Annotated in this window: 10 protein-coding genes and 1 rRNA gene; 10 read left to right on the top strand and 1 reads right to left on the bottom strand. The window is 39.2% G+C overall.

The window, feature by feature from the left end; translation table 11 throughout:
* The 5 genes from FXW34_RS22450 to FXW34_RS22465 all read left to right on the top strand — a co-directional run.
* Positions 1-503: hypothetical protein (locus FXW34_RS22450; protein WP_246141262.1), on the top strand; the 503-nt coding region annotated here is incomplete at its 5' end.
* A 5-nt stretch (positions 504-508) separates the two neighbouring features.
* Positions 509-1,006 carry an SMI1/KNR4 family protein gene (locus tag FXW34_RS22455; RefSeq protein ID WP_147536249.1) on the top strand — a complete coding sequence of 166 codons (498 nt, stop codon included), beginning with the start codon at positions 509-511 and terminating at the stop codon, positions 1,004-1,006.
* A 456-nt stretch (positions 1,007-1,462) separates the two neighbouring features.
* The gene (locus FXW34_RS23625; RefSeq protein ID WP_281292955.1) at positions 1,463-1,588 is read left to right on the top strand and encodes a hypothetical protein; all 126 of its coding nucleotides are present in this window, start codon (positions 1,463-1,465) and stop codon (positions 1,586-1,588) included.
* A 15-nt stretch (positions 1,589-1,603) separates the two neighbouring features.
* Positions 1,604-1,891 carry a hypothetical protein gene (locus tag FXW34_RS22460; RefSeq protein WP_147536250.1) on the top strand — a complete coding sequence of 96 codons (288 nt, stop codon included), beginning with the start codon at positions 1,604-1,606 and terminating at the stop codon, positions 1,889-1,891.
* 837 nt (positions 1,892-2,728) lie between these two features.
* Positions 2,729-3,454 carry a 3-ketoacyl-ACP reductase gene (locus tag FXW34_RS22465; protein ID WP_147536251.1) on the top strand — a complete coding sequence of 242 codons (726 nt, stop codon included), beginning with the start codon at positions 2,729-2,731 and terminating at the stop codon, positions 3,452-3,454.
* A 931-nt stretch (positions 3,455-4,385) separates the two neighbouring features.
* Here the strand turns inward: FXW34_RS22465 and FXW34_RS22470 are convergent.
* Positions 4,386-5,543 (bottom strand): ROK family transcriptional regulator, encoded by a 1,158-nt coding sequence (locus FXW34_RS22470; protein ID WP_147536252.1) that lies wholly within the window; start codon positions 5,541-5,543, stop codon positions 4,386-4,388.
* A gap of 266 nt (positions 5,544-5,809) precedes the next feature.
* On the opposite strand from FXW34_RS22470, the gene xylA reads away from it, so the two are divergent.
* The 5 genes from xylA to FXW34_RS22495 all read left to right on the top strand — a co-directional run.
* Positions 5,810-7,138, top strand: coding sequence for a xylose isomerase (gene xylA, locus FXW34_RS22475; protein WP_147536253.1), 1,329 nt, complete (start codon positions 5,810-5,812; stop codon positions 7,136-7,138).
* Between the two features lie 6 nt (positions 7,139-7,144).
* Complete coding sequence (xylE, locus tag FXW34_RS22480) at positions 7,145-8,536, top strand: D-xylose transporter XylE (RefSeq protein WP_147536254.1); 1,392 nt, start codon at positions 7,145-7,147, stop codon at positions 8,534-8,536.
* Between the two features lie 223 nt (positions 8,537-8,759).
* The gene (gene xylB, locus FXW34_RS22485) at positions 8,760-10,256 is read left to right on the top strand and encodes a xylulokinase (RefSeq protein ID WP_147536255.1); all 1,497 of its coding nucleotides are present in this window, start codon (positions 8,760-8,762) and stop codon (positions 10,254-10,256) included.
* A gap of 40 nt (positions 10,257-10,296) precedes the next feature.
* Positions 10,297-11,373, top strand: coding sequence for an aldose epimerase family protein (locus FXW34_RS22490; protein ID WP_147536256.1), 1,077 nt, complete (start codon positions 10,297-10,299; stop codon positions 11,371-11,373).
* A gap of 506 nt (positions 11,374-11,879) precedes the next feature.
* Positions 11,880-12,010 (top strand): 16S ribosomal RNA (locus FXW34_RS22495); the annotation flags it as partial.

Here is a 12,010-nt window from a genome sequence, read left to right on the forward strand (position 1 = left end):
AATTAGAAAAACAGGAATTATCCAATGCATGGGCACATAGTGGTTATGGTGAAAACTTTGTACATATAAAAAAATCTGCGGAAGTAAGTAGCCCTGTAGTGAAAAAAGGTGTGGATGATGTTAGAGAAGGTACTAAGAGTATAGATAAAGCTGTTAAACCTAATGATGTAGTACCATATAGACCTAGTAATTCGCCTTTAGAAAATCATCATGGTGTTATGGATATATGGGCTAAATATAATGTTCCAAACTATGTAAGTAGAGGTGGGAATACCCCAACAGTAGCACTTACAAAAGAACAACATGCTGCTACAAAAGTTGTTTATAGAGAATGGTTGTATGAAAAAACTGGTAAGAAGGTTGGGGGCAAAATTGATTGGCAATCAGTCTCTCCAAGGGAGATACGAGAACTTACAGAAAGAATGTTTGATGCTGCAAATGTTCCCAATACAGCCAGACAAGAATATTATAATTCCTTTAATAAATATAATTATCGGGAGTGAAGTTGATGGAAAAGATAAAGCAGTTGCTCGCACAAATAAACACTTTACCACATTGTCGTATCTTTGAGCCTTCTGGATTACCCATTATTGATGAAGAAAAGCATATTTTACCTAATGATTTAAAAGAGTTTTATAGTCTTTGTGGGGGAATAGTTCTATTTGAAAATGAGGAATATCCAATTTATCTTGTGTCTCCTGATAAGTTTGTATTGGCAAATCCAATAATTGTAGGAGAATTATGTGAGGAAGATATTTCATCTGACTGGTATATTATTGGTAATGATGGAACGGATGAATACTTAACGATTGACCTCAATGAAAATAGACTAGGTAGATGCTACGATAGTTTTTTTGACCGCCATGGGCTTGTAGGTGAATGCCAGATTATAGCTACTTCGTTTACTGATTTACTTGAACGACTTATAAAAAATAAAGGGCAATATTGGTATTGGCTAAGAGGTGATTTTCTCTCCTTAGGTGATGCATATGATGATATTGAATAGCTAATAATTTGTATAAAGAAAAAAGTTGACCTTGATTGACTATATGCCTTTCAAGGTTTCTTTTTTCGTTGGGGGCTACCTAGTGACGAATAGTCTTTTTTTATGCAGAGAATATGAGTAACTCCAGTAAGCACCCTATTATGTTTTTTTTGAATTATATAGTACATACAATACCTTTTAAAGGTATGCCCTATTTATTCTTTATTTTGTTAAGCAAATAGCCATAATTTCATTAGTTACCACCATTTTTATTCTTCAAAACCATACCTTCGCTTTCTCTCTGTCTTTTAAATATTTTCGGAACTTTTACGTACATAGAACGATTACTATGGCAAGAGGACTACTGGTAATGGGGCAAAGTTTTTAGGAGATTCTAAAGGTGCTGCCGAACAAATATTAAAGGATTCAATGAAAAAGGGAACAGTCCGGTCAATAACGGATAATGGATTAACTAAAATGGAAAAACAGAGTTATTCAGTAATAATTGACGCTGGAAAAACTATAGGAACAAAGGGAGAAAACTTAATTAAAGTTGTATTATCAGAAGATGGAGGCATGTTATCTGCTTATCCAATAAAATAGAAAGGTGAGATTATTATGAATGTTTTAGAAGGATTTTTGCAGGCAGAAATTAATACACAGGAATTATATGAAGATATAATGTCTTTTATTACTTCATATCATATCAGATGTGGAGAATTTGAAGGAAATGAATATATAATAAAAAAAATGGATCAAACCAATTTTATTTTATTTCCGGAATATGTAGATACAGATGGTGAAAGAGAAATACACGGAGCGATATCAGTTTATAGAAACAATTTAATCAAAGTGATTAATGACTATGCACAGGTTAAAGGAATACAAGTAATTGATGTAAATTAGTAGTTACTAAGAAATGATTACAGTTCGAAAACGTAGTCTCATTGAAAAGAGTAACCTTCTTTAGTAAACTTTCATGAGTGTACCCCCATAGGGTGAATTTCTGAATAATCCTATTTATGTCTGCGACCAACATTCAAGCCACGTTGAGTGTGTGAACAACGGAAAAAGTATATCTGCTTGAAATTGCTAACATTATGCTAACGCAATCCCATGAAAAACGGTAAATCCCCGTTAAAGATATTACAGTCAACAATATCCAAAACGTTGATTTACCGCGTTTTTTGTACCTCTCGTTAACGATATTACACTCTCAAAACCCACGGGCGGCATGATGTAATAGCCCCCTCGATATAAAGATTTTCAAGAGGATGGAGGATTTTTCTCCATCCTCTTTTGTGTTTGGGAAAATTGAAATATTTAGCGGTCACCAGAGCCCCTATTCGTGCTAAAAACAGCATTTCCGAGGTGGAAGCGGACAAAGGAGACTCTATTTGCCCAAAAAGCAGTCTAACTATCAAGATTTTGACTAAATAGGGTATCTGGTGTCCTCAAATCATCTAAATGAAGGCTTTTTACTGTTAATAAGGTCAGCTGTGTCCGCTTAAAATAGAAAAATCATAGAAACAAGAACGTCTCGTGTGTTTTCCTAATAGTAAGGGACATGGTCCTTGTATCCCACAATCTTCCATCCGAATGACCTACTGAATTATAAGAAAACATCACTACCTACAAGAACACAAATGAGTGATTGTTAGCAATGAGTTTACGTACTTCAGGCATAATTGTAGAAAAATTATTCCACAATAATATAATGAAATTTAGAAGGAGTGGTTGATAATGACACGATCGTTAAAAGGAAAAGTTGCGTTTATAACAGGTGCTGGGAAAGGAATTGGAAAGGCGGTTGCAGTCGCGTTAGCAAATGAAGGTGTGAACATAGGCTTGATTGCAAGAACACAAGTCGACTTGGAGGAAGTTGAACGTGAAGTTAAAAGTCTTGGGGTGAAATCAGCTTATGCTGCAGTAGATATTTCATCACAGGAAGAAGTAAATCAATCGATTATAAAATTAACTGATATGTTGGGTCCTGCGGATATTCTGATTAATAATGCGGGAATTGGAAGTTTTGCCACACTTTTAGACATGGATCCAGAAGAATGGAAGAGAATCATTGACGTCAATTTAATGGGACCATATTATGTGACACGTGCGGTTCTTCCCCAATTAATTGAAAAAAATGGTGGAGATATTATCAATATATCATCCACAAATGGCCTAAATGGCGCAGCCACATCCAGTGCATATAGCGCATCGAAATTTGGCTTGATTGGTTTAACGGAGTCATTGGCACAAGAGGTTCGGAGAAATAATATCCGCGTAACGGCTTTGACACCAAGCACTGTAGCTACTGAGCTGGCAATTAAGACTAACTTAATAGCTGAAAACAATAATGAAAAATATATGCAGCCAGAAGATATTGCTGAAGTAATCGTTAATCAATTAAAGTTGCACCCTCGCATTTACGTAAAAACAGCCAGTCTATTGGCAACAAATCCATTTTAGGAAGTGACTAAGGGACAGGTAGAAGCCACTGAAAAAGTACGATTTTCCCGAAAATGAAAATTCGCCAAAAACGAATTCCCAAAATAGCGCTATTTACAGCTACTAAAGTGGGGGAATCCTTGCTTATTCTCAAGGTTTCCACTTGTGAAAGTGGGGTTAAAAAAATTGGCTTTTTCAAATTCTATTTTTTAGTGACTTTTTCAGTGGTCTCGAACCGTCCCTGTGTTTCCCCAGGAACGGATGATGAGTGGATTACGGGAGATATTGTCTAGTTAACATAATAAAAGAGACCAGGTTAAGAGTTTTCACTCTATTCCTGGTCTCTTAATTATGGTTCTTAAATTGGTAACATCCGTAAATTGAGCTAAGATTTTAGTGAAATGGTAATGATTAGGTAAACACAAGAACCGTCCCTATGTTTCTGTTACGATATTACACACTCAAAGCTCACGGGCGGCATGATTTAATAGCCCCCTCAAAATAAAGATTTTCAAGAGGATGGAGGATTTTTCTCCATCCTCTTTTGTATTTGAAAAAATTGAAATATTTAGCGGTCACCAAAGCCTCTATTCATGCCAAAAACAGCATATCCGAGGTGGAAGCGGACAAAGGAGACTCTATTTGCCCAAAAAGCAGTCTAACTATCAAGATTTTGACTAAATAGGGTATCTGGTGTCCTCAAATCATCTAAATGAAGGTTTATTACTGTTAATAAGGTCAGTTGTGTCCGCTTAAAACAGAAAAATCATAGAAACAAGAACGTCTCTTGTGTTTTCCTAATAGTAAGGGACATGGTCCTTGTATCCCACAATTTTCCATTCGAATGACCTACTGAATTATAAGAAAACATCACTACCTACAAGAACACAAATATGTGGTTGTTATCAATGAGTTTTTGTGCTGCTTAAATGGCAATATACCGCTGATCACCTTACGCCGTAAACCCCTCCAAGAAGTGTTCGATTGTAATAGAGGATGCCCCCAGTGCTGGGGCGTTTTGGCCGAGTGTTGAGAGCAGTAGTTCATAGCTGTTGTCTAGCTGATGATAGATTCGTGAAGAAATTGAATTTCTTATTGAGTTCAATACCATTGGCAACGCCTCGGCAATATCGTTACGGATAATAATGGCCTCGGGATTAAATGTATTCAAAATACTTGTCAGGCCAATCCCTAAATAATAACCGAAATTCTGTAATTCCATGAGAATTTCCGGATCATTTTGATTCGCTAAACTAATGATTTCCTTAACCGACGCATGTTTATATTTTTCCGGAAAAGATTTCATCAACGCCTTTTCTGAAGCATATAGCTCCCAACAGCCTCGATTTCCACAACTGCATTTTTGACCATTTAAATCAATGGTGATATGACCCATTTCTCCAGCGAATCCATTAACGCCCCTATAAAGAGTATCATTCATAATAATTCCAATCCCGATCCCAGTTCCAACGCTGACATAGATCAGATTTTCATAATTTTTGGCTGATCCAAAAACCTTTTCACCATATGCACCTGCATTTGCTTCATTTTCAATGAACACAGGGACATTGAATTCCGCTGTAATCAGCTCCTTCAAATCCACCTTGTCATCCCATTTTAAATTGGGGGTGAAGATGATCTTTTCTTCGTTATTGACTAGCCCCGGGACGCAAACTCCAATCCCGACTAAACCATAGGGAGACTCTGGCATTTGCTCGATTAATTTTCGAACCATCGCCAATAATAAGTCCTGCGTTTGCTTAGGAGATGGATTCTCAAATTCCTCAAATTGGTCAACGACAATATTTCCTTCTAAATCAGTCAAGATTCCAATGATATTATCTACACCAATATCAATTCCAATAGAGTAGCCTGCATTTTTATTAAAAACAAGAAGAACCGGCTTTCTGCCGCCACTGGATTGGCCCTGACCAATTTCAAAAATTAGATTCTTTTCAATTAAGGTACTGACCTGTGAAGAAACAGTCGATTTATTTAATCCGGTTATTTCAGATAGTCTTGCTCTTGAAATAGGGGAGTTTGCCAGGATTTGATTCAATACGGTTTTTTGATTAATTTTTTTCACTAAGTTCTGGTCTGCAGTAAACATCGAATAACACTCCGTTTGTTTGTCGATTAAATTAAGTATAATAACGCTTTCAGCAATATTGTATCATAATACCGCTTGATTTATCTTGTTTGTACAAAAATAATTCAAAAATTTACTCTTGTCAAAAGCGTTTGCATTTTATATGATGAATTCAAGTTAGTTTATCCGAGCAACAAACTAACATCAAAACAATCAAAATATTTTTACATACTCAAAGCTTTCGTGTAAATCAAACTACATTTTCTTAAAATCAGGAGGAATAGACAATGACACAGACAATGGCAAAACCTTATTTTGGAAGCGTAAACAAAATTGCTTTCGAAGGAAAACAATCAAAAAATCCATTAGCATTTAAGTATTACAATCCTGAAGAATTAATCGGTGGAAAAACGATGAAAGATCACCTGCGTTTTTCCGTTGCCTATTGGCATACATTCACTGCTGATGGTGGTGACCCATTCGGCTCAGCGACGATGTTACGACCTTGGGACCAATTCACAGGAATGGACTTAGCAAAAGCAAGAGTGGAAGCAGCGTTTGAATTATTCGAAAAGCTTGATGTACCATTTTTCGCTTTCCACGACCGCGACATTGCCCCTGAAGGCAACACATTGAGCGAAACAAATAAAAATTTAGATATTATCGTTGAAATGATTAAAGACTATATGAAAACAAGCAACACAAAGCTTTTATGGAATACAGCTAACATGTTCACCAACCCACGATTCGTCCATGGTGCAGCAACTTCTTGCAATGCAGATGTTTTTGCGTATGCTGCTGCTCAGGTGAAAAAAGGTTTAGAAACAGCAAAAGAACTTGGTGCTGAAAACTATGTATTCTGGGGAGGCCGTGAAGGTTACGAAACATTATTAAACACTGACCTTAAGCTCGAGCTTGATAACCTTGCCCGCTTCATGCATATGGCAGTAGATTATGCAAAAGAAATCGGATTTACGGGCCAATTCCTAATTGAACCAAAACCAAAAGAGCCAACCACTCACCAATATGATACAGATGCACAAACGACGATCTCGTTCTTAAAAACATACGGATTAGAGGATTATTTCAAATTAAACCTTGAGGCCAACCATGCTACCCTTGCCGGACATACATTTGAGCATGAATTACGTGTAGCTAGAACAAACGGAATGCTTGGATCAGTAGATGCCAATCAAGGCAACACATTACTTGGCTGGGATACAGATGAATTCCCGACTGATTTGTACTCCACTACATTAGCGATGTATGAAATCCTTCAAAACGGTGGACTTGGCAAAGGCGGATTAAACTTCGATGCAAAAGTAAGAAGAACTTCATTTGAACCAGAAGATTTATTCTATGCACACATTGCTGGAATGGATGCATTCGCAAGAGGCTTGAAGGTGGCACACAAATTAATCGAAGACCGAGTATTTGATGATGCTATCGCACAACGTTACTTAAGTTTCACAGAGGGAATCGGCTTAGACATCGTTCAAGGGAAAGCTAATTTCCATACACTTGAAGCATATGCACTTAACAATGAAATCAAAAACGTTTCTGGAAAGACGGAATACTTAAAGGCCATTTTCAACCAATACCTATTAGAGGTGTAAAAAACGATGGAGCAAAAAGCGAACTCATTTTACCTTTTTGGAATTACCCTAGTTGCGGCGATTGGCGGCTTGCTGTTCGGATATGATACGGCCGTGATTTCCGGTGCCGAGGAATCTTTAAGACTATATTTAACTGATAGCTTAGGTTTAGGGGCGTTTATTCATGGGGCAACCATCTCCAGTGCGTTAATTGGATGTATTATTGGTGGAATCATTTCCGGATATTTCGCTAGCAGGTTTGGTCGGAAAAATTCACTCATCATCGCCTCCATCTTCTTTTTAGTTTCATCATTAGGAGCGGCGTACCCTGAGTTTTTATTTTTCGAAAAGGGTGAACCAACAGTTGGTCTCTTGATTGCGTTTAATATTTATCGGATCTTAGGCGGAATTGGTGTCGGCTTGGCGTCTGCTGTTTGTCCCATGTACATTGGCGAAGTGGCACCAGCACATGTTCGCGGGCGCTTGGTTTCTTTCAACCAATTCATGATTATTCTAGGAATGCTTGTTGCTTATTTTGTGAATTTCTCGATTGCGAATGGCGAAAGCCAGGCATGGGTGAATGACATCGGCTGGAGATACATGTTCTTATCATGTGGTGTTCCAGCAGTTATGTTCGGATTATTACTATTGTTAGTACCGGAAACCCCGCGTTACTTATCGTTGAAAAATCAAGATGATAAAGCTTTGAAGATTTTATCAAAAATTAATGGGTCGAAAGCTGCAAAATCGATTCTTAAGCAAATTAAAGAAACTGTTGATGAAGTTTCTTCTGAAAAGCTGTTTGCTTATGGAAAAACCGTTATTATCATCGGTATTTTATTATCGGTGTTCCAGCAGTTCGTAGGAATTAACGTGGCATTGTATTACGCTCCGCGCATTTTTGAGAGCATGGGTGCCGGAAAAGATGCCTCGATGATGCAAACGACTGTGATGGGCTTAGTCAATGTTATTTTTACCCTTGTTGCGATTATGACTGTAGATAAATGGGGACGTAAGCCGCTACTTATGGTCGGTTCAATTGGGATGGCACTAGGAATGTTTGGTGTAAGTACCTTAGCGTATTTCAATGTGATTGGCGTAAGTACTCTTGTATTTATCATCATTTACACTGCTTCATTTATGATGTCTTGGGGACCGATTTGCTGGGTGCTTATTTCCGAAATCTTCCCGAACAAAATTCGTGGTCGTGCGGTGGCGATTGCAGTCGCAGCACAGTGGGCAGCCAACTACCTGATTTCTTCCACTTATCCAATGATGATGGAATACAGCGGTGCAATGACCTACGGTTTCTACGGATTAATGAGTGTCCTATCAGCGATTTTCGTGTGGAAGTTTGTTCCTGAAACGAAGGGCAAGACGCTTGAGGAAATGGAAGGACAATGGAATCACGTCGCTTAAGCTTTTGATTTAGGCTGTGTTAAAGCTGGATGTTTTTTTCACGTTGATTGGAGCGGAAGGCACGAAGACTCCTGCGGGAGTGAAGGACATAGGGAGACCCCGCAGGCGCAAAGCCGCCGAGGAGGCTCCCTGCACCGCCCGCGAACCGCTCGTGCCTGGAGCGGAAATCAACATTAATATTTAACAAAGCCTTGAATTAACAAATAGTTCGGAGTGGTGGTTAATGAAATATGTTATTGGAGTAGACCTTGGGACGAGTTCGGTTAAGGTGTTACTGGTCGATAAGGAAGGAACTGTGAAGAGTTCTGTTTCGAAGGATTATCCCCTGGTTCACCAACAACCAGGATATAGTGAACAAAATCCGGAGGAATGGGTTGAAAAGACGATTGCTGCTTTAAAACAACTCGTCAACGAGTCTGGAGTGGACAGTGCTGATATTGAAGGGCTTAGTTTTTCCGGCCAAATGCATGGGTTGGTGTTGCTTGATGAAAACAATGCCGTGATTCGAAACGCCATCCTCTGGAATGATACAAGAACAACTCCGCAATGTAAGAAAATTGATCAGCAATTAGGCGGAAAGTTGTTAGATATTACGAAGAACCCGGCCCTCGAGGGGTTTACCTTACCAAAAATCATGTGGGTGAAGGAGAACGAGCCGGAAAATCTGGAGAAGGCAAGTGTGTTCCTGCTTCCAAAGGATTATTTACGTTACCGATTAACAGGGGCTATCCATATGGATTACTCTGATGCAGCTGGAACGCTCATTTTGGATGTGGTCAATAAAGCTTGGAGTGCTGATATTTTAAGAACTTTTGAGATTCCGAGCTCAATTTGTCCGCCGTTAGTGGAGACAGAGGCGTTTGTTGGTTCTATTTTACCAAAGGTTGCAAAAGAAACAGGGCTATCAGAAGGAACAAAAGTGTTTGCTGGTGGAGCTGATAATGCCTGTGGTGCGATTGGTGCCGGGATATTATCTGAGGGGACGGCGCTTTGCAGTATTGGTACATCAGGTGTATTCCTGTCATATGAAAATGACCGCACAAAGAATTACGGCGGAAAGGTCCACTTTTTCAATCATGGGGAAAAGGACGCCTACTATACAATGGGTGTTACATTAGCTGCAGGCTATAGTTTGTCGTGGTTTAAAGAGACGTTTGCTAAGGATGAGTCGTTTACTAGTTTGTTAGAGGGTGCAGCCCAATCAACAATTGGTGCCAATGGACTTTTGTTTACGCCGTTTTTGGTAGGTGAACGGACACCTTATGCGGATGCGAAAATCCGGGGTACTTTTACTGGAATCGATGGTTCGCACAATAAAGGTGACTTTACTCGTGCAGTCATTGAAGGGATTGTATTCTCGATTAATGAGAGTGTCGAGATTTTCCGGAATTATGGAAAGACGATTGATACGGTTATTTCAATTGGCGGCGGGGCAAAGAGTGATTTATGGCTGCAAATTCAGGCAGATGTTTTTAAGGCAAGAGTCGTGAAGTTGCAAAATGAACAGGGACCTGGCATGGGAGCAGCGATGATTGCTGCAGCAGGGTTAGGTTGGTTCTCATCGCTCAAGGAATGTGCTGAGGTGTTTATAAAAACGGACAAAGTATATGAGCCAATACCGGGAAACGTGGAACGCTATAATCAATACTTCCGTGCCTATAAAGATATTTATCCTCACACAGTCGCTATTAACCACGAACTGTTTGATTTGAAAAAATAAAGCAGGAGTACAGTCTAATCGCTTACATAGAGGTGATGATGTGAAGTTAGTTGAAGGTGTCTATGGGGTGGTTAATGGTCGGCATGTGAAGTCGTATGCGGTGGAAACTTCGAGCGGCATGAAGTTTACTTGCATCGAGTATGGTTGTATTATTACGGAAATTCTCATTCCAGATTCCAACGGATTAAAAGAGAATGTTGTGTTGGGGTTCGATACATTAGCGGAGTATATCGACCACTCTCCGTATTTTGGTTGTGTCATTGGTCGGAATGCCGGTCGAATCGGTGGTGCAGCATTTGAAATCGATGGGGTAACCTATCATTTGGCGAATAATGATGGTGAAAATAACCTTCATAGTGGGGCTAATGGATTTCACAATGTGATTTGGGATTCAGCAGTGGTTGTAAAGGATACAGAAGTTAGTATTACTTTTTCGTATATGAGCCCAGATGGCGAAGCTGGTTTTCCGGGTAATCTTCAGGTTGAGGTCACATATACGATTAATGAAAACAATGAACTGCTGATTCAATATCAAGCTCAATCTGATCAAAACACCATCGTGAACCTGACGAATCATTCTTATTTTAATTTAAGCGGAAACCTTAAACGGACGATTCTGGACCATGAGTTGACGTTGCATAGTGATGGATTCTTGGAGTTAGACGAAACGTTAATCCCAACTGGTGAAATCATTTCAGTAGAGGGGACGCCGTTTGAATTTAGAAAAAGTAAACAAATTGGACAAGGGATTGAAGCTGGGCATCCGCAAATCACATTAGTTGGAGGCGGCTATGACCATCCGTTCTTGCTTAGCCCCGTGCAAAATCAAAGTCAAATGACATTATTTGACCTGGAGAGCGGAAGGAAGCTAGAGATTGAAACAGAAGAACCAGCGGTGGTGTTTTATTCAGGCAATATGCTCACGGATGATTTCAACATCCGTGGTACGCAATCGCAAAAGCATCTAGGGCTTTGTCTCGAAACCCAAAAGCCCCCCAACATGATTGACGATCTCAGATTCCCATCAATCATCCTAGAAAAAAACCAACAATACACCACCCAAACAGTATATTCGTTTGGCTGGGACGAGGGGACAGGTCCCATGTCCCACCAATAAATGTTAATATCGATAAAGACAATGCGGCTGGGCACAACTTTGTCCATTGTCAAAAAAGAAAACTCGCTTAAGGGCGAGTTTTCTTGAGTTCTCGTACTTTTTTAGTCATAATATAATGCCTCGAAATACCTTTCCTCTTTTTTGATTTCAACTGACATTTTGTCAAAACACAAAAAAAGTGGGACAGTGAACTGTCTCTCTACCGAATGAAAAAAATAGTATTAAAGAATTTGAAAATAACTATTGATATTCTATTGTGAACATGATAATATAAATCTTGTCGCTTCTGAGGGCGATGAAAATTGTTCTTTGAAAACTAAACAAACAAACGTCAACAAATAATTTTTATCGTGTTTCTTCTATATTAATATAGAAGATTACGAGCCAACGTAACTTTTTTGAGCTAATCAACTTTCTCGCGTATAACGCGCAGTAATATCCTTTCGGATAACTGCCCGTAAATACCCGATTGATTCGACTAACCATCTAAAGATGGAAGTCTCATCTTATTGGAGAGTTTGATCCTGGCTCAGGACGAACGCTGGCGGCGTGCCTAATACATGCAAGTCGAGCGGACTTGAGGGAGCTTGCTCCCGATAGTCAGCGGCGGACGGGTGAGTAACACGTGGGCAACCTG

The organism is Bacillus marasmi, from assembly GCF_902168435.1.
Lineage (GTDB): Bacteria > Bacillota > Bacilli > Bacillales > Cytobacillaceae > Bacillus_BU > Bacillus_BU marasmi.

Excerpts from the sequence above, each read along its gene's own strand:
- FXW34_RS22455 (WP_147536249.1), top strand. The coding sequence starts at position 509 with ATGGAAAAGATAAAGCAGTTGCTCGCACAAATAAACACTTTACCACAT.
- FXW34_RS23625 (WP_281292955.1), top strand. The coding sequence starts at position 1,463 with ATGGAAAAACAGAGTTATTCAGTAATAATTGACGCTGGAAAAACTATA.
- FXW34_RS22460 (WP_147536250.1), top strand. The coding sequence starts at position 1,604 with ATGAATGTTTTAGAAGGATTTTTGCAGGCAGAAATTAATACACAGGAA.
- FXW34_RS22465 (WP_147536251.1), top strand. The coding sequence starts at position 2,729 with ATGACACGATCGTTAAAAGGAAAAGTTGCGTTTATAACAGGTGCTGGG.
- FXW34_RS22470 (WP_147536252.1), bottom strand. The coding sequence starts at position 5,543 with ATGTTTACTGCAGACCAGAACTTAGTGAAAAAAATTAATCAAAAAACC.
- xylA (WP_147536253.1), top strand. The coding sequence starts at position 5,810 with ATGACACAGACAATGGCAAAACCTTATTTTGGAAGCGTAAACAAAATT.
- xylE (WP_147536254.1), top strand. The coding sequence starts at position 7,145 with ATGGAGCAAAAAGCGAACTCATTTTACCTTTTTGGAATTACCCTAGTT.
- xylB (WP_147536255.1), top strand. The coding sequence starts at position 8,760 with ATGAAATATGTTATTGGAGTAGACCTTGGGACGAGTTCGGTTAAGGTG.